Raw genomic sequence first — 21,346 nt, 5'->3', positions numbered from 1 at the left:
TATTTTTGCTAATATAAACAAAAAAACTCTACCTTTTGGGTAGAGTTTTTTATCGGTTATCTGGAAGCGATCTTACGCCTTCAGGATTTCATTTACTTCATCGGCTCCTCCTCCATTGTAAACATCTTCCACTCCATTTTCTTGCATAAATTGTGCAGCTGTCGCAGAACGATTTCCACTACGGCAAAAGAAAACTAGTGGTTTTGGCATTTCTTTTATCTCCTCTAGTTTCTGTGGAACTTCTCCTAACGGAATATTGATTGCTCCATCAATTACTCCGTCTGTCTCTAACTCATATGGTTCTCGGACATCGATAAGCGTGGCATTTGGATTTTTAATTGCTTCTGTTGTTGTCATTTTTATAATTTTCTTTCGTTCTTTATACCAATTAATTATTTTTCTAAACATAATTTACCAAATATAAACACGATCTTCTTTAGGAAGGTATAATTTATCTCCTTTTTTTACATTGAATGCTTCATAAAAAGCATCTATATTTACCAGTGGACCAAACGCACGGAAGTATGCCGGTGAGTGTGGATCGGTTTTTACCTGATTGATTAAGGCTTCTTCGGTAGTTTTGGTACGCCATATTGTTGCCCAAGATAAGAAAAAGCGTTGTTGTTGGGTATATCCGTCTATTTTTGGCAATGTTCCTTTATCTTTTAGATACAGCATGAGTGCATCATACGCTACCGAAGCACCTCCTAAGTCTCCTATATTTTCACCAGATGTAAATACTCCGTTTACAAAAACTCCTTTTACGGGCTCGTATTTATCATATTGCTTAGCCAATTTTTCGGTTGCTTTTGCAAATTTTGCCTCATCTTCTTCGGTCCACCAATTTACTAAGTTTCCATCACCATCAAATTTAGCTCCTGAATCATCAAAACCATGTGAAATTTCGTGACCGATAACGGCTCCAATTCCTCCAAAATTTACGGCAGGGTCTGCTTTATAATCATAGAAAGGTGGTTGTAAAATTGCAGCAGGAAAAACAATCTCATTGTTTACCGGATTGAAATAAGCATTCACAGTTTGGGGTGACATTCCCCAGCGAGATTTATCTACAGGTTTACCGAAGTCTTTTAAATTTTGCTTAAATGCCCATTCGCTAACAGCCATATTGGCTTGGATTAAACTTCCTCCATCTTCTAAAGAGGTAATATTGAGTTCTGAGTAATCTCTCCATTTGTCTGGATAGCCAATTTTTACCGTGAATTTATTTAATTTTTCTAAAGCTTTTTCTTTCGTTGTAGGCGACATCCAGTCTAAATTTTTGATGTGCATGTCGAATGATTTGAAAAGATAAGAAATCATCTCTTCTGCTTTCTCTTTTGCTTCTGGCGGGAAATTATCTTTTACATAAATTTGACCTAGTAATTCTCCAGTGGTACCATTTACATACGATAAGCCTCTTTTCTCTATGGCGCGTTGTTCTTTTTGACCAGAAAGAGTTTTACCATAGAAATTGAAATTAATTTCATCCAATTCGGTTGTGGTATACCCCGCAAAGGAATTCATCAAATGAAATTTTAGATAATCTTTGATAATCGGAAGATTTTCTTTGTTAAGGATTTTGTCTAAATTTTTATAATAATCCAATTCCCCAATCACAACTATTTCAGGATTAATCCCTAGTGATGTTACGTATTTTTCGAAATCGATATTTTTTGTGAGTTTTTTTATCTCACTCAATTTCACTGGATTGTATGATTTGTTGGGGTCACGATCTTCTTCTACAGTTTTTATATATTGAGAAATCATTTTCTCGAAAGTTACAATTTTTGACCCTGTATGATTAATGATTTTTTTACCAGTAAATGGCATTAATTGATCTATAAATTGTGCATATTTTTCGAGTGTTTCGGTATTTTTAGCATCTTCTTTTTGGTAATAGGTCTTACCTAAACCCAAGTTTACATCACCCATATAAACTGTATTTTGATGGCTGTTTTTTAGATCTGCGTACACATAAACTCCATAAAATGGATTTTCTCCTATCGGAGTGACTTCTAATAAATAATTCTGTAAATCATCTAGATTTTTTATATCGTCTATTTTTTTAAAATAAGATTGCAATGGAGCTAAGCCAACTTTATTACGTACATTAAAATTGGTATATGCATTGTATAAATCAGCAATTTTTTGTTCACTACTGCCTTTGGCATGTTTAGATTTTAAAAGTTCGTGTAATAGATTCAGACTCACTTTGTCTGTATTTTCACGCAACTCATCAAAACTACCCCAACGACTCTTGTCGGCAGGGATTTGTGTTGTTTTCATCCAATTTCCATTCACATAATTATAGAAATCATCTTGCGGACGAACCGATTTATCCATATAATCTAAACGAATTGCTTGATGCGCTTCTTGCGCCATGCCAATTATAGAGGCGCAAGCAAAACTTGCCGCCATTAGTTGTTTCTTCATAATAAAAATTTTCGCTAATATAAGTTGTGTTTACTAGCTTATATGTTACAAACTTAGTGATTTTGACTAGAAAAATATTTATATAAAGTACTATATTTGGTGCGCAAACAAATTATTTTATTCATCATGCAAAATGACACAGTTCTCATTACCGGAGCTTTAGGGCAAATTGGTTCTGAATTAGCAGAAAAATTAATTTCTATCTATGGTAAAGAAAAGGTAATTGTTACCGACATTCAACCCAAACCTTCGATTGAGCAAGATTTTATATATGAAGAGTTGGATGTTCTAGATTCCGAACGCATCTACCAAATCGTAGAAAAGTACGAGGTGAAAATTGTTTACCATCTGGCCGCCTTGTTATCCGGAACTGCCGAAAAAAATCCTCTTTTTGCATGGAAACTGAATATGGATTCTTTGTTAACTTTTCTAGAATTGGCAAAAGAGAAAAAGATTAAGCAGCTATTTTGGCCTTCATCTATTGGGGTCTTTGGTCCGGATACTCCAAAAGATAATACGCCACAAAATACTGTTCATACGCCTTCTACCGTGTATGGCATTTCTAAATTATCGGGAGAGTATTGGTGTAATTATTACCACGATAAATTTGGTGTTGATGTAAGAAGTGTTCGTTTCCCGGGCCTTATCAGCTGGAAAACCTTGGCAGGTGGTGGTACAACCGATTATGCAGTGGATATTTTCTATAAAGCACTAGAAAATAATCATTATACATCTTTCTTGAATAAAGGAACTTATTTGCCTATGCTATACATGGATGACGCCATAGAAGCAATCATCCAATTGATGAATGCGCCTGCAGAGCATCTAAGTATTCGCACTTCTTATAATTTAGGTGGATTGAGTTTTGAGCCTGAAGAACTTGCCGCAGAAATTAGAAAACATTTGCCCGATTTCACGATCGATTACGAACCTGATTTTCGACAAGCGATTGCCGATTCGTGGCCTTCGAGTATTGATGATGAAGTTGCTAGAAAAGATTGGCAATATCAACCCAAATATGATCTTGATCGAATGACCGAAACGATGTTGCAACATCTAAGAATAAAATTAAATATTCGATAATAGATGAATTTCATCCTTTTAACTTTCGGAATGTTCTTTGCAGTTTTCTGTATATCAAAACACAAAAAATATGGCAAATTTCATTTCAAAGTTAAAAGGTCTTTATCAGTTAGCTTCTACAATTGATATTGAACAAGTTAATATAATCTCTCAACAAGTCGATCTTCCTAAAATGCTAAAAGCTTTGTCGAATCTCGACAAAAATAAAATGAAAGCTTTGGAAAAAATGATCGATCCTACTCGCAAGAAAAAAGAACTTCCTCCGATTGATGGCGATTTTTATGATGTGTACCACGAATTACCTCCAGAATTGCGTGTAATACAACAAAAAGTTCGAGAAGTAATGGAAACAAAAATTCAGCCTTTGGTCAATGATTATTGGTTGCGAGACGAATTCCCTTTCGAAATTATTCCTATTTTTCAAGAACTTAATATTTGTGGAGTTACCTACGAAGGCTATGGTTGTCCTAACCTTCCGTTTCTCATGGAGGGTGTAATCGCTCATGAAATGGCAAGAATAGACGCTTCTATTGCTACCTTTTTCGGTGTACAATCTGGTTTGGTTATGGGATCTATTTATCTTTGTGGATCGGATGAACAAAAAAATAAATGGTTACCAGAACTACAACAACTCAAAAAAATTGGAGCGTTTGGTCTTACTGAACCCGAAGTTGACTCAGGAGCAGCAGGTGGCTTAACTACCACTTGTGAAAAAACTGAAAATGGCTGGCTTCTCAACGGTGAAAAAAAATGGATTGGGAATGCTCCTTTTGCAGACGTCTTCATTATATGGGCGCGTGATATTGCCGACGATCAAGTAAAAGGATTTTTGGTAGAAAAAGATAATCCAGGTATTTCGGTAGAAAAAATTAAAGGTAAAATGGCACTTCGGATAGTACAAAACGGACAGATTACCTTGAATAACTGTTTAGTTCCAGACACCGATAAGTTAGAAAAAGCCAATACTTTTAAAGATACTGCAAATGTGTTGCGAATGACGCGTGCTGGCGTTGCTTGGATGGCTACAGGATGTGCTCGAGGCGCTTATGAAAACGCGTTGGATTATACTCGAAAAAGAGAACAGTTTGGTAAACCAATTGCTTCTTTTCAGTTGATTCAAGGGCATTTGGTCGAGATGTTATCGAATCTTACGGCAATGCAAACGATGGTTTATCGCTTATCTAAAATTCAAGATGAAGGAAAATTAAAAGACGAACATGCGTCTCTAGCAAAAGTTTTTTGTACACTTAGAACTCGAGATATCGTAGCTCATGCTCGCGAAGTGATGGGCGGAAACGGAATTTTACTCGATCACAATGTGGCTCGTTTTGTGGCCGATGCAGAGGCAATTTACTCGTACGAAGGGACCAAAGAGATTAACTCGTTGATTGTCGGACGTTCAATTACTGGATTCAGTGCTTTTGCGTAAGGTTTTGATATTCTATATATAAAAAAATAAAAGCAGTTATACTATTTAATGACTGCTTTTATTATTTTTTTATTAGGATGGAAATCTTATACGTATTGATTGATTTCGTAATGACCAATCGGATAAGTTGCGATTTGTTTTACTTTTCCTTTTTGAATGAAAAAATCTATCCTACCTAAAAACAATCCAGACCACCCAACTTGATTAACCAAAACATTTTTTCCTGCAGAATTTATAAAAACCTGAGGCTCTGGTAAGAATGTATGTGTATGCCCTCCGATTATCAGATCTATATCTTTGGTCGCTTTTGCCAAGACTACATCACTTACCTGATTGCTTTGATATTCGTACCCTAAATGAGAAAGACAAATTACCAAATCACATTTTTGTTCCTCGCGTAAAATCCGGGTCATGTCTTGCGTAATTTCTATTGGGTCTAGATAGACGGTCTCTGCATAAGCGCGAGGATCGACAAGCCCTTTGAGTCCAACTCCTAGCCCGAAAATTCCTATTTTCACACCATCTTTTATAATAATTTTGTAGGGTTTTATAAGCCCTTCTAAAATCGTATTGGTAAAATCGTAGTTGGCATTGAGAATATCAAAATTAGCATAGGGAAGTTGCTTTTTTAAACCTTCTAAGTGATTATCAAACTCATGATTACCAATTGTCCCTGCATCATAGCCCATTTTCGACATTAGTCTGAACTCTAATTCACCACCAAACATATTAAAATATGGTGTGCCCTGAAAAACATCACCTGCATCTAATAAAAGAACATTTTTCTCTTGTTTTCTGATTTGGTGCAGCAAAGTTGCCCGACGTGCAAAACCACCTTTATTCGAGTATTTCGGATCTTTCGATTCCTCGAAAGGCTCTATTCTCGAGTGTTGGTCATTCGTATGTAAAATTGTAATTTTCTTTACATTTGGCTCATTAGCAAATAAATCTACTGAAGGCACTAAAGTAAAAGCAGTAGCAGCGGCAGTTTGTAGGATAAAATCTCTTCTTTTCATTTGGCAAATATTCTTTGTTTGGTGTCTACTTGTAGTGTGTCTGTCTTTTGAAACTCTACCATCAGTAAATCGCGTAGTTTTATGTTGAGTACTTTGGCGTCGATTGCTTTGGCAAAAAAGAACATTCGATCACCACCATTGTATAAATAATCGGTCGTTGCAATGCGGTATGTTTTTTGGTCGGATATTGGTTTACCGTCTATTGTATAATCATTTGCAGATTTTATGGAAATGTTTGCGACTGGATGCCCAACGCTAAAAGTTCTCAGGTAATCCATCATTTCTCTGACCGACTGTCCGGTAAGTGTTAACAACATCAATTCGTTCTCAAATGGCATCAATTCGTACACATTTCCTACGGTCAAAGGACCTTTGTTGAAGCTCCTTCTCAACCCACCATAATTAAGGACTACCGCATCAGCTTGCAGTTTTGGCTCGTTAATAAAGTGCAGGTTGATATACTCCAACGTCATATCGGCCGTAAGGTTACACAAGGTACAATAAAACCCATCTTTGGTAAGATCAACTGGCGTGTAGGTAATCACACGATTCATCTCTGTGTCGAGTTTTTGTTTATACGGTAGAATAAAAGAGACCATTTCAGAATCCTCTTCTAGCGCTGAGTCTATTGGTGTATTAGCTAGAAAATCAAACTTTTCTTGATGCAATGTTTGAGTGGTGCAAGAAACAGTGAGGGTCATCAAACCAAACAAACCAAGAAATTTCAGTTTTTTAATAGTTACTATCATGCTTACAAAATTCTTTATTTTATTTGGGAAATACGACTAAAAATCATTATTTTTTTTAAACAAATTCTAAAGTTAAGTTTAGATTTGTGTTTACGAAAGATTATTAGGAAATTTACATAATTTAATACCAATCATGAAAAATTTAATGGGAACTGGAGTTGCTCTAATTACTCCGTTCAAAGAAGATAAAAGTATTGATTTTCCTGCCTTGGAGAAGTTAGTAGATTATACTATCGAAGGTGGAGTAGAATTTTTGGTTGTTTTAGGAACAACTGCAGAAACAGCTACGTTGACTGCAGAAGAACAAAAAGCAGTAATAGAGACTGTCATTCGAGCAAACAAACAACGAGTTGCCTTAGTTTTAGGGATTGGAGGTAATAACACTACGGCTGTTGTAGAGGCGTATAAAACAAGTGATTTAGGAGCTTTTGAAGCAGTGTTGACCGTCTCTCCTTATTACAATCGACCAAGCCAAGAAGGTATTTATCAGCATTATAAAATGATTGCATCGCAAACCGATTCTAAAATAATTTTGTATAATGTACCAAGCAGAACTGGTTCTAATATCGAAGCAGAAACAACTGTACGTTTGGCCAACGAGTTTGACAATATCATAGCAATAAAAGAAGCTTCGCCAAATTTTCTACAATCAACCGATGTCCTACGACAAAATACAAGGAGGGATTTTTTTGTTTTGTCTGGTGATGACGAATTTGCTTTACCGATGACATTGGCGGGAGGAAAAGGAGTGATTTCTGTCATAGCACAAGGAATTCCACAACAATTTTCTTCTATGATACGTTTAGGTTTAGAAAGAAAAGTAGATCAAGCCTACGAAGCACATTATAAGATGGTAGAAATTACCCGAGCAATTTTTGCAGAAGGTAATCCTGCCGGTATAAAATCAGTTTTGCATCATCAAGGAATTTGTTCTCCATATACACGATTACCACTGATGCCGGCTACAGAAAATCTATCCCAAACCATAAAAAAAATATTAAATAATATAAATTAAAAATAAGAAAAATATGATTTCACAAGTAATTCTCGATGCATTAAACAAGCAAATAAAATTAGAAGGAGATTCTTCTCAACTCTATTTGGCAATGGCTTCTTGGGCAGAAGTCAAAGGATTAGAAGGTTCTGCCAATTTTTTATATGCCCACGCTGATGAGGAAAGAATGCATATGCTGAAATTAATCAAATTTATCAACGAGCGCGGAGGTAAAGCACATGTGCCACAAATAGAAGAGCCAGACCAAAGCTTTTCAAGCCTTAAAGATGTTTTCAAGGCAATCTTGAAACACGAGATTTTTGTCTCAGAAAGCATCAACGAAATTGTCGGACTTACCCTTGATGAACGTGATTATACTACCCACAACTTCTTGCAATGGTATGTTTCTGAACAGATTGAAGAAGAACGACTTGCACGCACTATTCTCGATAAACTAGAAATGATTGGTGAAGACAAAGGAGGTCTCTATCTATTTGATCGAGATGTAGCCAATATGGATCAAGGAAAAACAGCTGAATAGCACTTGATAAAAAAAAGAGAATGGTTGGATATTTTTTTCAACAAATAGTTTATTTTTAGTAAGTTTGCAGAATGTTTAAAAAAGTTAGTTTAACCTTTCTTGTGGCCACGATGCTTACTTCGTGTAATACGCAATACAACAAAGCAATGAAAAGCTCTGATAAAGACGAGATTTTTTCTATTGCTAACACATTGTTCGAGCAAGGTAAATACGATTTAGCACTTGAGCTATACAATCGAATTTCCACCTCTTTTGTCGGAACAGAAAAGGCTGCAGATATTGCCTATAATATTGCGCAAGCCAATTACAACGATGAAAACTATCGTTTATCAGGGCATTTGTTTAAGAATTTTGCTGGCACCTACCCCTTGGATCACCGTGCAGAAGATGCACTATACTTATCGGCTTTTTCTTATTACAAAGATTCTCCGCGTTACAATCTCGATCAGACCAGTACATATAATGCGATTGATGAAATGCAAAACTTCATCAATACCTATCCAGAGTCTGAGCACGTAGCCCAAGCCAATGAATATATTGACGAACTTCGAGGTAAATTAGAGAAAAAAGCATTCGAAATAGCCCGTGTGTATTATAAAACAATGAAATACAAAGCAGCGGGAGTTGCTTTTGATAATATGGTAGACGATTTTCCGGATTCCAAATACAGAGAAGAAGCCATGCTCTATTCTCTTCGTTCGAAAGCCGAATTAGCGATGAATTTTAGCCGATTAGAGCATAAAGAACTTCGTCTACAAGAAGCACTCACCCAATATAAATTATTTTCGCGTTTATATCCAGAATCTAGCTTCAAAAGCGAAGCTGAAAAAATCAATACAAGCCTAGCCAAAGCTATCAACGATTTTGATAAAGTGAAAGCACAAATCGATATGCATAAAGAAGCACAAGAAGCTAAAGATAGAAACGTACAATATAACTTAGATAATCAAACTGTAAATTAAACGAAATTATTATGAACTTTAAAGATATAGATGCTGCAACAACAACTGTAACCTACAACCGAAACAAAATAGAGGCCAAAACTGGCAACATCTACGAAGCTATCGTAATCATGGGAAAACGTTCAGAGCAAATCAATCAAGAGATGAAGCAAGAACTTATCCAGAAATTAGATGATTTTGCCTCTCACACTGATTCTTTGGAGGAAGTTTTCGAAAATAGGGAACAAATAGAAGTATCAAAATTCTATGAGCGCTTACCAAAGCCTACTTCTATCGCAATCAAAGAATGGATAGATAATGATATTTATTTCAGAAATCCAAACGAGGATTAATGTCTAGACTGAAGAATAAAAATATACTTGTGGCAGTAACTGCCGGAATAGCGGCCTACAAGGTCGCTATTTTAGTTAGATTGCTCGTCAAGCAGGAAGCTCAGGTAAAAGTGATAATGACGCCTGATGCACGAAGTTTTGTTACACCTCTCACCCTTTCTACCCTTTCTAAAAATTCAGTAGAATGGAAGTTTTTTAGCGATAATGGTGATTGGAATAACCATGTAGAATTTGCTCTTTGGGCCGATTATATGATCATTGCGCCATGTACCGCGAATACGCTTTCTGCGATGGCAAATGGCACATGTAACAACCTTGTGCTTGCAACATATTTGTCGGCAAAATGTCCTGTGATTATTGCGCCAGCTATGGATTTGGATATGTATCAACATCCAACTACTAAGTCGAATTTAGAAATTCTTGAGAAAAATAATGTTCACATAATTCCATCAGAAAGCGGTGAGTTGGCAAGTGGTTTAGTTGGCGAAGGCCGTATGGCAGAACCTGAACATATAGTCGATTTTTTGGATAAACTTATCGAAAAAGATTTACCCCTTTTTGGTAAACATGTTTTGATTTCTGCAGGTCCGACATATGAAAATATTGATCCGGTTCGATTCATCGGAAATTATTCTTCGGGCAAAATGGGTTATTCGCTGGCTGAAGCTTCTTATTTACTTGGTGCTAAAGTAACCTTGGTCTCAGGTCCAAGTGCCGAAAAAGTTTCTCATAAGGAAATTACTGTCCAAAAAATTACTTCTGCGCAAGATATGTATACTGCGATGCACAACAATTTTCTAGAGGCAGATATTACCATAATGGCAGCTGCTGTAGCAGATTATCGTCCTAAAGAAATAGCCGAACAAAAAATAAAAAAAGACGACGATACAATGATTATCGAGTTGGTGAAAAATCCTGATATTCTGAAATCACTAGGCGAAATCAAAACTCCAGATCAAATATTGGTAGGATTTGCATTGGAAACCAATAATGAAATTGCTTTTGCAGAAAAAAAATTGAAAAAGAAAAACCTAGATTTCATTGTACTCAATTCGATGAGAGACAAAGAAGCTGGTTTCCAGAAAGACACCAATAAGATTACTATCTTAGATCGAAATGGTGAACAAAAAAGCTTCGAAACAAAATCGAAAAAAGAAGTTGCCTTCGATATTTTATCCTATCTTATCACCCAAAAATTATCATGATGAATAAGTTGCTTTCAATAATTTGTTTTGTTTTTGTGTCTACTTTTAGTTGGGCGCAAACCTTCGTAGCAGATGTCAATATAGATTATTCGCAAGTGCAGGGCTCGAACACACAGGTGTATCAAACTTTACAAAGATCTTTAAAAGATTTTATTAATAATACGAATTGGACCACTACCCGATTGAAACCGCACGAAAGAATCGAAGCAAATTTCAATATCATCATCATCAACAAAACCGGCAACGAGTACAAAGCTTCACTCCTCGTTCAATCGAGAAGACCGGTTTTCAACTCCACCTATTATACACCGATGCTGAACCTAGCTGATAATAACTTTACTTTTGAATATTCTGAAAATGAACAATTGATTTTCAACGATCGGAAGTTTAGCAATAAAAATCTTACCGATGTAGTGGCATTTTACATCTACATGATTTTAGGTTATGATGCAGATTCTTTTGCCAGAAATGGCGGAACAGAATATTACAAAACCGCACAAAAAATAGCACAATTAGGGCAAGGTACCAAGTTCAGTGGTTGGAGCGATTTGGATGGCTTACAGGCGAGAAGCCTATTGGCGAGTAATTTCCTGAAAAGTGATGCCAATAACTTGCGGACAACTATTTATCAGTACCACAGAAGTGGCTTAGATTTAATGGCAGAAAGCGATATGCGAGCAAAAAACAACTTAGGAAACGCACTGTTACAATTGGATTTTTATGCAAAAGGTAATTATCAACAGTTTTATCCTGTAGATTTATTTATTTCGGCAAAAAAAGATGAAATCACAAAAATTTTTGGTGGAGGCCCTGTTTCTACGGTGAATCTTCCTCAATTGAAAGAAATATTAAACACGCTTTCTCCGAAAAATAGAGAAACCTGGAACAATCTGAAAAAATAAGATGTTACAAAGTTTACGTGTCACAAATTTTGCAATCATAGACGAACTCGAGGTTGAGTTTGAAAAAGGTTTAACGACCATTACCGGTGAAACGGGTGCTGGTAAATCGATTTTAATAGGTGCTCTTAAATTGGTTTTAGGAGAAAGAGCCGATATGAAATTACTCAAAAATCAAGAAAATAAAGGAATTATTGAAGCAATTTTTCAGATAAAAGACTTGGGTCTCCAAACATTTTTTTCTGAACATGAACTGGATTACGATCAAGAAACCATCATCCGTAGAGAGTTATTGCCCTCTGGTAAATCTCGTGCTTTTATAAATGACACTCCAGTCAATATCAATCTATTACAAAAGTTATCTGAACAATTAATTGACATTCATTCTCAGTTCAACACAGCAAAAATTATCGAGAATAATTATCAACTTCATGTCTTGGATGCGTATGCACAAGATCAGCTAGATATCCAATCCTACCAAAAAGAGTTTACATCCTATAGCTTATTGCAAAATGAGGTTGAGCTATTGAAAACTCAGCGGCAAGAGATGGCAAACAACCACGATTATAATGCGTATTTGCTAGAAGAGCTTACGAAAGCAGAACTGAAAAAACATGAGCTAGAATGCTTAGAAGAAGAAGCTAAAACATTGAGCCATGCAGAAGATATTCTCGCCAATTTAGCAGAAACTTCACACCTTTTTCAAGATGAAGAATTTGGGCTATTGACTGTTTTACGAGAAGTTGAACAAAGACTAAATAAAATAAGTAGTTTTTCTGAAAACTTATCTACGCTATACAACCGACTGCTTACAGCAAGGATAGAGTTGGAAGATGTGCAACAAGATTTGGAAGGTGAGCTGAGTAGTTTTGAAGCAAATCCTGAGCGATTGATCGAAATTAATGAACGATTGGATTTATTGCATAATTTATTACGAAAACATCAAGCACAAACAATCGAGGAGCTTTTGGAGATCGAAGAAAAATTAGCAGAACAAAATTTTGGATTAGAAAATATAGAAGAAACGATTGCTAGAAAAGAGAAAGACCTTGTAAAGCTTGAAAATTTATTAGAGCAAAAGTCGCTAAAACTTCATAAAACAAGAGAACAATCGATACCGAAAGTGGAGAAATATATAATGCAAACATTACGACAGTTAGGAATGCCGAATGCTGTTTTATCGATTCGTTTACAAACTTTACCGCGTTTTACATCGACTGGTAAAAGTAAAGTAGAATTCCTTTTTAGTGCCAACAAAGGTTCAGAACCAAAAAATATTGAAAAAGCAGTTTCTGGTGGAGAAAGATCTCGTTTGATGCTGGCAATCAAAAAGCTGTTAGCAGAACACCTTCAACTACCTACACTGGTTTTGGACGAAATTGATACAGGTATTTCTGGTAAAATAGCCAATGATACAGGATTGGTTATGAAAGAAATGGCCAAAAATATGCAGCTTTTCGTAATTACGCATTTGCCACAAGTAGCCTCTAAAGGAAATAATCAATATAAGGTTTATAAGACAATAGACAAAAATTCTGCCTCTACAAAGATAAAAAAACTTGATCACCAAGAGCGTCTAAATGAAATTGCCCAAATGATCTCTGGATCATCGGTTACAGATTCTGCATTGGAACAGGCCAAAGCATTAATGCAATAAAAATAATGTATAAAATACACCCATTACCCAATAAAAAAAAAATAGCCTTACCCGAAAAATTTACATTTCCGTTCTACTACGATCCACACCCTTTGGCGATTGAAGCTTCGGAGATTCTACAAAACTATCTAAAAACAACCACAGATTTTGATCATAATTTTGGGTTAGATAATAATCGAAAAGATATAGAAATTGGTAAAATGTTTGGTGTTTTGGTTGTGAAAACAAAAGAGAACACACTAGGCTTTTTAGCCGCTTTTTCTGGGAAATTAGCCAATAAAAATCATTGGGATTATTTCGTTCCTCCCATTTTTGATATGTTGAAAAAAGACAGTTACTTTCATCAGAAAGAAGAAATTCTCAATGATTTGAATAATTCAATTAACACTTTAGAAAACCAAAGTTATTTTATTGATTTACAAAACTATCTAACCAAATATCAACTAGATTATCAAAAGAAAATTACTGATCAGAAGCAAAAAATGAAGCGACAGAAATCTCAACGAGATATGCTTCGCAGAAAGTTAAAAGAGAAGCTTTCTCCTGAGGAGTTTGAGAATGAAAATGCTATCCTAATAAACGAAAGTTTGGCGGAAAAAAGAACTTTACGAGATTTGAAGGAAAAGCAAAATCTTACTTTAAAAAAAATAGAAAACCAACTATCAGAATATAAAAAGAAGATAGAAGACTTAAAATGTAAACGAAAAAGAATATCCAATCATTTACAAACGTATTTATTTCAGCAATATCAATTTTTGAATCAAGACAAAAAATCGAAAAATTTATTGGCAATATTCGGTAAAAATCCGCCTGCTGCAGCCGGAGAATGTGCAGCGCCAAAACTATTGCAATATGCATTTTTACATGATTTACTACCTATATGCATGGCGGAATTTTGGTGGGGAGCTTCGCCAAAATCGGCCGTAAGAAAACATGCGCAATATTACCCTGCATGTACGCAAAAATGTCAACCAATTTTAGGACACATGCTAAGCGCAACACTTGTTGATGATAACCCATTGTTGATAGATACAAATAAAGATAAAGAAATTGAGTTTTTGTATGAAGATGATGCGATTATTGTCATCAATAAACCCGAGAATTTTCTTTCTGTACCAGGGATTCAAGTAAAAGATTCTGTACAAACTAGATTACAACAGCAATATCCTCATATTTCATCACCGATGATTGTACATCGATTAGATATGCAAACTTCTGGCTTAATGGTTATTGCAAAATCTAAAATAGCCCATGAGAAATTACAGAAACAATTTCTGAAAAAGAAAGTAAAAAAACGATACGTTGCTTTATTAGGGGGTGAAGTAAATAAATATTCGGGTGAAATTAACTTGCCTTTGAGAGTAGATTTAGAAGATCGTCCTCGTCAATTAGTTTGTTATCAATATGGTAAAAATGCTAAAACTCTTTACCAAGTAGAATCAATTTCAAATGGTATTACAAGAATATTTTTTTATCCTATAACAGGAAGAACTCACCAATTGCGTGTACATGCTGCTCATTCTTTGGGACTTGATTCGCCAATTTTAGGAGACGATCTATATGGACAAAAAGCTTCTCGGTTATTTTTACATGCCGAATGCTTAGAGTTTTTTCATCCAATATCAAATAAAAAACTTACATTTATCAAAGACCCAAATTTCTAATTTTATTCTACAATGGAAAATATAACTGTAAAGGAGATGATTTATCAACAGATGGATCATTTTTTAGGGAAAGCAATCAATCAGGATCATCAAATTACATTATCGAAAGTGCTAGAAATTGCAGCTTGGGTAAGTGCTTTTGTTATTCGCCAACGACATATACAGCAAGGACAGATTACCGAAGAGGAAATGCAAATGGTTATGGGATCTGTAGGCAATTTTTGTCATGAAAATTTTCATGATAACTTTACTCAACAAGAATTTAATCTATTGAGTGATAAAATTTTAGATCTATTAAAAACACCAACTTTTGATCAAGACGCTAAAACGTATTTCGAACAATATTATCCGATAAAATAAATGTATTCTTAAGAGGTGATTTTACTAAGATAATCAAGAACTTTTTCATTAAAAACTGCAGGCTGATCGACATTGACTACATGTCCAGAATTAGGAACAATAAAAATTTCGGCCGTGCGCTGATGTTTTTTTGCAATTTTTTTAATGCTTGGTAAAAACATATAATCTTCTTCACCCATAATATAAAAAGTCGGAATACCACACTCTACTTCTCTAAAAACTCTTAGTAAAGGAAAAACATCTGCCGTTAACTTAAACCATTTCAAGAATTCTTTTTGATACAGTTTTTTAGCTTCTCGGATAAAAAGAGAACGTGATTCTTTATGAGTGTTCTTAGGCATAATGACAAAGGCTAATATCTTATACAAGAACAAATATGGTAAGATATTCTTGAAGAGATTTCCTACAGTTATCAGTACTTTTCCACGTAAATTTACTTTCATTACTGCACCTCCCATCACCATAGAAGTCAACCTATTGGGTTGCAATTCTGCCAATTGCCTAATAATTATGGTCCCTAGTGACATGCCAACAAAATGAGATTTCTGGATTTTTCGATAATCCAAAACTTCTATAATATCTTTGGCAATCGACTCGAATGAGTAATGCTTTTCGAATAAGGAACGTAAATTGGCTTTTGATCTTCCATGACCACGTAAATCGAGCAACAAAACATTGAAATGTTTTTTGAAAGCCCTGATTTGCTTAAACCAAATTGTCGAACTTCCTCCTGCACCGTGAATAAACGTTACCCATTCGGTCGACGTAGGATGTGTATATAATGTATGTGCTAACAACTTAATCTATTAAAATATGAATAAAAAAAAATTCTATCATTCGTTATTTAATAATACCGCTGCTTCTTTTGCAAAATAGGTAGAGATGAGATCTGCACCTGCTCTTTTAAAAGCCGTTAAGGATTCTAACATGACTTGGTCATGATCGAGCCATCCTTTTTCTGATGCTGCTTTGATCATTGCATATTCACCCGAAACCTGATAAACAGAGACAGGTACTTGCAAATGATCTTTCACTAATCGCACTATATCCAAATAAGCCATTCCTGGTTTTACCATCAAAATATCTGCACCTTCTATTACATCTGCTTCTGCCTCTCTCAAAGCTTCTATACTATTATGGTAGTCCATTTGATAGGTTTTTTTATCTCTCGGTATTTCTTGGTTGTCTACTGGAGCGCTATCCAAAGCATCGCGGAAAGGTCCGTAGAAATTACTTGCATATTTTGCCGCATACGACATAATCCCAACTTTGGTAAATCCGTTTTGATCCAACCCTTGTCGTATAGCCGCTACTCGTCCATCCATCATGTCCGACGGAGCCACGAAATCTGCCCCACTTTCTGCATGCGAAATAGACATTTTCACTAAAGCTTCTACCGTTTCATCATTCAAGACAGTTCCGTTTTTTACAATTCCATCATGTCCAAACATCGAATAAGGGTCCAATGCCACATCAGGCATTACCACCATTTCGGGAGCAATTTCTTTTACCGTTTTGATAGCTCTTTGCATCAAACCGTCGGGATTCCATGCTTCCTTTCCTGTATTGTCTTTTAGAGATTGATCTACTTTTACATAAATATTAACTGCACGAATTCCCAACTGCCAAATCAGCTTAATCTCTTCTTTCAATAAATCCAAAGATAGACGATAAATACCTGGCATAGAAGGGATTGCCTCTTTATTGTTTACGCCTTCATTGATAAAAATAGGTGAGATGAAATCCTTGGTGCTTAAATGATTTTCTCGGATTAGCGATCGAACCGATTCGTTGATTCTTAATCTTCTATGACGAATAGGAATATCCATGTTGTTATTATTTTTTTAATGATCCAAATATACGCTATTTTGATGGATTTTTGGATATATTCAAAAGCTTTAACAAGAGGTTTTTATATCGCCAAGAAAAGTTTAATTTTGCATCATGCGAATAGATATCATCACCGTTTTACCAGAATTATTAACAAGTCCTTTTAGTGCTTCGATCATGAAACGTGCTCAGGATAAAGGATTGGTCGAAATTCATGTTCATGATTTACGAGAATTTGGGAAAGGTAAATATAGACATGTGGACGATTATCCGTATGGAGGTAGTTCGGGTATGGTGCTAATGTGTGAGCCACTAGATCAATGTATAGAAAAATTAGTAGCTCAAAGAACGTACGATGAGATTATTTACCTTACGCCCGATGGCAAAACCCTAAATCAATCCATAGCGAATAGCTTTTCGTTGAAGAAAAACTTAATGATGATTTGCGGTCATTACAAAGGAATCGACCAGAGAATTCGTGATATGTGGGTGACCAAAGAAATCTCTATAGGTGATTATGTATTGAGTGGAGGTGAATTCGGGGCAATTATTTTGGCCGATAGTATAATTCGACTGATTCCAGGTGTATTGGGTGATGAAACTTCTGCTCTCTCCGACTCTTTTCAGGACAATCTATTAGCTCCACCTGTTTATACGCGTCCTGCAGAGTACAAAGGGCATAAAGTTCCTGAGATTTTATTGTCCGGTAATTTCCCGAAAATAGAAAAATGGCTACATGAGCAGGCCATTGAAAGAACAAGAGCCCGAAGACCAGATTTATTGGATGAATAATAAAAAAAATCCTACCATAATTATCGGTAAGATTTTTCTTTTAATATCAAAATTTATGTTTTATACAGCATCAAAATCAATGGTTAATTTGGTAGATTTTGGTCGAGAGATACATGCCAATGTTAGACCATCTTTATAGTCCGAGTCTGTCAATACAAAATTTTCTCCGATACTTACTTCGCCTTCTACTACTTTACATAAACAACTACTGCAAATCCCTCCTTTGCAAGAATAAGGCGCATCTATATCTTCATCCAATAACGTATCGATAAGATTTTTTTCTTTGTGCCATGTTACGGTATGTTGCTCATTGTCAAGGATTACGGTAACTTCTACTGTGTTTACATTCGAGTCATTATCTCCAAAAATCATTTTAGGATTGGTCAGAGGATTAAAAAGTTCAAAATGTATGTGACGCTCGATAATTCCTGCATTTTTAATTGATTTCGCCAATTCGAAAATCATTTCTTCTGGCCCACAAACCATGGCTTCGTCTACTTCGTTTATATCAACTAACTGATTCAAAATCAAATCAAACTTTGCTGCATCAATCCGACCATTAAACAACCAATCTTCTTGCGGATCGTTGGTATAGAAGTGGAAAACATGGAGTTGAGATGGATATTGTAGTTTCAATTCATTGAGTCGTTCACAGAACATTGCTGATTTTGTCGAGCGATTACCATAGAATAAGTAGAAATTTACCCATTCTTCGGTTTGCAGTGTATATTCTAGAATACTCATAATTGGTGTTATACCGCTTCCTGCTGCAAATGCTAAAAGTGTTCTTTTTTCATTGGGTTTTGATGGTATTACAAAACGACCATTTGGCGTCGAAACTTTTAGCTGATCTCCTATTTTGGTTTCTTTCACCAAATAATTAGATATTTTTCCGTTTTTGGTTGCTTTTACTGCTATTGTCCATTCGTGGTTTTTTGGAGAACTGCAAAGCGAATAGTCTCGGCGTTCGCCCATAACTTCGAGGGTTAAATATTGTCCTGCTTGGTAAGAATAAGCTTCTTGTAAATGGGCAGGAACATCGAAAAATAATTGAACAGAGTCATCGGTTAACTGTTTTTTATCTTTTATGGTGAGTAAATTAAAAATCATTTCTATTCTATACTTTACATTTTTGCTTATAATTGTTTACAAATTTAAGGTATCTTGTGTATAAAAGAAAACATAAAATATATGGAGATAGCACTTATAGCCCATGATGGCAAAAAAGCAGAAATGGTTAATTTTATCATGAAACATCAAAAGATTCTAGCCGCAAATAATATTCGTCTTATTGCTACAGGAACAACAGGAAAGTATGTAGAACAAATAGGTTTAGACGTTATGCCTATGCTTTCTGGACCCTTGGGAGGCGATGCACAAATTGCTGCACGGGTTGCGGAAGGGATTACCAATATGGTTTTCTTTTTCCGCGACCCGATGGGGAAACATCCGCACGAACCTGATGTCAATATGTTGTTACGTCTTTGTGATGTACATAATGTTCCATTGGCAACGAATCCAGCAACTGCAGAAATGCTACTCGACCATCTAATGAAATAAATTACCACAAGTCAAAATATATTTTTATTTTATGCTATACATTTGTATCCTAAATAACTGTTTTAAAAAATGAGTCTAATAGATAGCTTAAAGTGGCGCTATGCTACTAAAAAAATGAATGGTAAAAAGGTGGAACAATCCTTGGTTGAACAAATTATTGAAGCGGCACATTTAGCTCCTTCTTCATCAGGCATTCAACCTTTTGAAATTATTGTTGTCTCTAATGATGAACTGAAAAAACAAATTCAACCTATTGCTAACAATCAAACCCAAATTGTAGACGGTTCTCATCTGTTAATTTTTGCTTCGTGGGATCAATATACAGATGAGCGCATAGATTTTATTTTTGATCATATGGATCGTGAGAGAAACTTACCAGAGAACAGTTCTAACGATTATAAAAACAGCCTAAAAAAATCGCTTTTTGCCCTTACAAAAGAACAACAGGCTTGTCATACGGCTAAGCAAGCTTACCTATCTTTTGGTGTAGCAATTGCTGCTGCTGCCCAATTACGCGTAGATGCTACACCTATGGAAGGTTTTGATAATGCTGCGCTCGATACGTTTTTAGGGTTGGATAAAAAAGGGTTAAAATCGCAAACTATTCTCACTTTGGGACATCGTGCTACTGAAGGTGATTGGCTACAAGGATTAAAAAAAGTTCGTCAACCGAAAGAGAAATTTATTACAGTTTTCGAGTAACTTTTCTTTTTCGATACACGCTGCAATGTATAAAATTGTGGCAGAAGAAGGATTGTTGCACTTTGCACAATCCTTTTTTTCGCAAAATAGTATCAATATTGGGTAATTTCGTCACCTTTAGTTTTGCTACTATTCTAAAAAAGAAATACATACTTCGCAACAAAATTTTTTGCCAAGTTTTTGGGTTTTCGGTATAATCAACTACAATGATGTTTGGGTTATTATGATTGTCTACTAATTTCCGAATGAGTAATGCTACTTCATTATCATTAAAATTGTCTAATATAAACGGTAATATAATTACATCAAAACCCTTTGGTAAATCATCACGAAGAATGTCTAAACAATAGATCTCTGTGTTTTGTGGTAATTTTCTTTTCTTGCAAATTTCTAGCATTTCTCGAGATTGGTCAATCAGTACGATACGAGGAAATTCTTGTTCAATAGTCAAATTTTCTAGAAACTTCCCGTCGCCTACTCCTAATATTAAGATTTTATCTGTAGTTTTTGCAAGTGTCAGTGCAAAGTATTGTGCACGAATCAAATGATTACCAAACACCAACCTACTCAAAAATTGATAATACGGTGCAATATAAGAATAATCCAAAAATGTAAATTTACGTTAAAGAAGGGTCTTCTAACTCTTCGGAAAAGCGAAGGTTTATTAATAACTCAGTCATCAAACGTCCACGAAATTGACAGTCAGTTTCGAATAAAAGCAGGTCAAAAACATCTTGTAATTGGTTTCGATCTATGTAATCCAAAATTAGTTTACTGCCTTCATTATGAAAGTAAAAATCGAGTTCTATGAAATAGCCTCGTAAATTCTGAATACTTTGCTGCTGAACAAACTCCTGATCCCGAAACAGTTCTGCAAATTTTAATGTTCGATGTTGGTAAACAAATAGTTTATCTCCTTTTTTTGTTTCTAGAAAGAGATCTTCTATTGTATAAGAAGAAAAAAGATAAGCAAAACCTTTAAAATCATATTCGGTAATTTGCAATGAGTATCGCTTATCTTTTTTGTATAATGTGAATCGACGGGTAAAATCATGTACATGACTTATTTTAGAGAAATCTCTAAAATCTTTATTCAGCTCTATGATATTCAGGTCATGCATACCCAAATATATAAAAA

At 35.3% G+C, this 21,346-nt stretch carries 23 protein-coding genes; 14 read left to right on the top strand and 9 right to left on the bottom strand.

Annotated features, from left to right (window positions below; all coding sequences use genetic code 11):
• Positions 1–72: 72 nt before the first annotated feature.
• A complete protein-coding gene (locus tag WEEVI_RS10370) occupies positions 73–357 on the bottom strand; it encodes a rhodanese-like domain-containing protein (protein ID WP_013599082.1) in 285 nt (94 codons plus the stop codon).
• A gap of 54 nt (positions 358–411) precedes the next feature.
• Positions 412–2,433: a M13 family metallopeptidase gene (locus tag WEEVI_RS10365; protein WP_013599081.1), complete on the bottom strand. Its 2,022-nt coding sequence runs from the start codon at positions 2,431–2,433 to the stop codon at positions 412–414.
• 126 nt (positions 2,434–2,559) lie between these two features.
• Between WEEVI_RS10365 and WEEVI_RS10360 the strand changes: the two genes are divergently transcribed.
• A complete protein-coding gene (locus tag WEEVI_RS10360) occupies positions 2,560–3,516 on the top strand; it encodes an NAD-dependent epimerase/dehydratase family protein (protein ID WP_041942175.1) in 957 nt (318 codons plus the stop codon).
• Between the two features lie 70 nt (positions 3,517–3,586).
• Positions 3,587–4,945, top strand: coding sequence for an acyl-CoA dehydrogenase family protein (locus WEEVI_RS10355; protein WP_013599079.1), 1,359 nt, complete (start codon positions 3,587–3,589; stop codon positions 4,943–4,945).
• 86 nt (positions 4,946–5,031) lie between these two features.
• Here WEEVI_RS10355 and WEEVI_RS10350 read toward each other — a convergent pair whose 3' ends face one another.
• Together WEEVI_RS10350 and WEEVI_RS10345 are read right to left on the bottom strand one after the other, a co-directional pair.
• Positions 5,032–5,961 carry a bifunctional metallophosphatase/5'-nucleotidase gene (locus tag WEEVI_RS10350; protein WP_013599078.1) on the bottom strand — a complete coding sequence of 310 codons (930 nt, stop codon included), beginning with the start codon at positions 5,959–5,961 and terminating at the stop codon, positions 5,032–5,034.
• The gene (locus tag WEEVI_RS10345) at positions 5,958–6,710 is read right to left on the bottom strand and encodes a 5'-nucleotidase C-terminal domain-containing protein (protein ID WP_013599077.1); all 753 of its coding nucleotides are present in this window, start codon (positions 6,708–6,710) and stop codon (positions 5,958–5,960) included. The genes WEEVI_RS10350 and WEEVI_RS10345 overlap by 4 nt, the downstream gene beginning before the upstream one ends.
• Before the next feature lie 133 nt (positions 6,711–6,843).
• Between WEEVI_RS10345 and dapA the strand changes: the two genes are divergently transcribed.
• From dapA to WEEVI_RS10300, 9 genes are all read left to right on the top strand, one after another.
• Complete coding sequence (gene dapA / locus WEEVI_RS10340) at positions 6,844–7,725, top strand: 4-hydroxy-tetrahydrodipicolinate synthase (protein WP_041942174.1); 882 nt, start codon at positions 6,844–6,846, stop codon at positions 7,723–7,725.
• 13 nt (positions 7,726–7,738) lie between these two features.
• On the top strand, positions 7,739–8,245 hold the full coding sequence (locus tag WEEVI_RS10335) for a ferritin (RefSeq protein ID WP_013599075.1): 507 nt from the start codon (positions 7,739–7,741) through the stop codon (positions 8,243–8,245).
• Between the two features lie 71 nt (positions 8,246–8,316).
• Positions 8,317–9,207, top strand: a complete 891-nt coding sequence (locus tag WEEVI_RS10330) for an outer membrane protein assembly factor BamD (RefSeq protein WP_013599074.1) — start codon at positions 8,317–8,319, stop codon at positions 9,205–9,207.
• Between the two features lie 11 nt (positions 9,208–9,218).
• Positions 9,219–9,539: a DNA-directed RNA polymerase subunit omega gene (locus WEEVI_RS10325; RefSeq protein ID WP_013599073.1), complete on the top strand. Its 321-nt coding sequence runs from the start codon at positions 9,219–9,221 to the stop codon at positions 9,537–9,539.
• On the top strand, positions 9,539–10,744 hold the full coding sequence (gene coaBC, locus WEEVI_RS10320; RefSeq protein WP_013599072.1) for a bifunctional phosphopantothenoylcysteine decarboxylase/phosphopantothenate--cysteine ligase CoaBC: 1,206 nt from the start codon (positions 9,539–9,541) through the stop codon (positions 10,742–10,744). The genes WEEVI_RS10325 and coaBC overlap by 1 nt, the downstream gene beginning before the upstream one ends.
• Positions 10,744–11,646: a type IX secretion system protein PorD gene (gene porD, locus WEEVI_RS10315; protein ID WP_041942366.1), complete on the top strand. Its 903-nt coding sequence runs from the start codon at positions 10,744–10,746 to the stop codon at positions 11,644–11,646. The genes coaBC and porD overlap by 1 nt, the downstream gene beginning before the upstream one ends.
• A gap of 1 nt (position 11,647) precedes the next feature.
• Positions 11,648–13,300, top strand: a complete 1,653-nt coding sequence (gene recN / locus WEEVI_RS10310) for a DNA repair protein RecN (RefSeq protein ID WP_013599070.1) — start codon at positions 11,648–11,650, stop codon at positions 13,298–13,300.
• A 5-nt stretch (positions 13,301–13,305) separates the two neighbouring features.
• Complete coding sequence (locus WEEVI_RS10305) at positions 13,306–14,964, top strand: RluA family pseudouridine synthase (protein ID WP_013599069.1); 1,659 nt, start codon at positions 13,306–13,308, stop codon at positions 14,962–14,964.
• A 12-nt stretch (positions 14,965–14,976) separates the two neighbouring features.
• Complete coding sequence (locus tag WEEVI_RS10300) at positions 14,977–15,324, top strand: hypothetical protein (protein ID WP_041942173.1); 348 nt, start codon at positions 14,977–14,979, stop codon at positions 15,322–15,324.
• Positions 15,325–15,332: 8 nt separating this feature from the next.
• On the opposite strand, the gene WEEVI_RS10295 is transcribed toward WEEVI_RS10300, so the two are convergent.
• Complete coding sequence (locus tag WEEVI_RS10295; RefSeq protein ID WP_013599067.1) at positions 15,333–16,121, bottom strand: alpha/beta fold hydrolase; 789 nt, start codon at positions 16,119–16,121, stop codon at positions 15,333–15,335.
• Between the two features lie 36 nt (positions 16,122–16,157).
• Positions 16,158–17,153: a porphobilinogen synthase gene (gene hemB, locus WEEVI_RS10290; protein WP_013599066.1), complete on the bottom strand. Its 996-nt coding sequence runs from the start codon at positions 17,151–17,153 to the stop codon at positions 16,158–16,160.
• A gap of 115 nt (positions 17,154–17,268) precedes the next feature.
• On the opposite strand from hemB, the gene trmD reads away from it, so the two are divergent.
• Positions 17,269–17,946 carry a tRNA (guanosine(37)-N1)-methyltransferase TrmD gene (gene trmD / locus WEEVI_RS10285; protein ID WP_013599065.1) on the top strand — a complete coding sequence of 226 codons (678 nt, stop codon included), beginning with the start codon at positions 17,269–17,271 and terminating at the stop codon, positions 17,944–17,946.
• Positions 17,947–18,006: 60 nt separating this feature from the next.
• On the opposite strand, the gene WEEVI_RS10280 is transcribed toward trmD, so the two are convergent.
• A complete protein-coding gene (locus WEEVI_RS10280) occupies positions 18,007–19,056 on the bottom strand; it encodes a 2Fe-2S iron-sulfur cluster-binding protein (RefSeq protein WP_013599064.1) in 1,050 nt (349 codons plus the stop codon).
• An 81-nt stretch (positions 19,057–19,137) separates the two neighbouring features.
• On the opposite strand from WEEVI_RS10280, the gene WEEVI_RS10275 reads away from it, so the two are divergent.
• Positions 19,138–19,506, top strand: coding sequence for a methylglyoxal synthase (locus tag WEEVI_RS10275; RefSeq protein WP_013599063.1), 369 nt, complete (start codon positions 19,138–19,140; stop codon positions 19,504–19,506).
• Between the two features lie 69 nt (positions 19,507–19,575).
• A complete protein-coding gene (locus WEEVI_RS10270) occupies positions 19,576–20,208 on the top strand; it encodes a nitroreductase family protein (protein ID WP_013599062.1) in 633 nt (210 codons plus the stop codon).
• Here the strand turns inward: WEEVI_RS10270 and WEEVI_RS10265 are convergent.
• Both WEEVI_RS10265 and WEEVI_RS10260 read right to left on the bottom strand, forming a co-directional pair.
• Entirely contained in the window at positions 20,192–20,815 is a 624-nt protein-coding gene (locus WEEVI_RS10265; protein ID WP_013599061.1) for a class I SAM-dependent methyltransferase, read from the bottom strand. The genes WEEVI_RS10270 and WEEVI_RS10265 overlap by 17 nt on opposite strands.
• A gap of 10 nt (positions 20,816–20,825) precedes the next feature.
• On the bottom strand, positions 20,826–21,329 hold the full coding sequence (locus WEEVI_RS10260; protein WP_013599060.1) for a hypothetical protein: 504 nt from the start codon (positions 21,327–21,329) through the stop codon (positions 20,826–20,828).
• Positions 21,330–21,346: the final 17 nt, after the last annotated feature.

This window comes from Weeksella virosa DSM 16922 (assembly GCF_000189415.1).
GTDB classification, from domain to species: domain Bacteria; phylum Bacteroidota; class Bacteroidia; order Flavobacteriales; family Weeksellaceae; genus Weeksella; species Weeksella virosa.
This window is presented reverse-complemented; position numbering and strand designations above follow the sequence as displayed.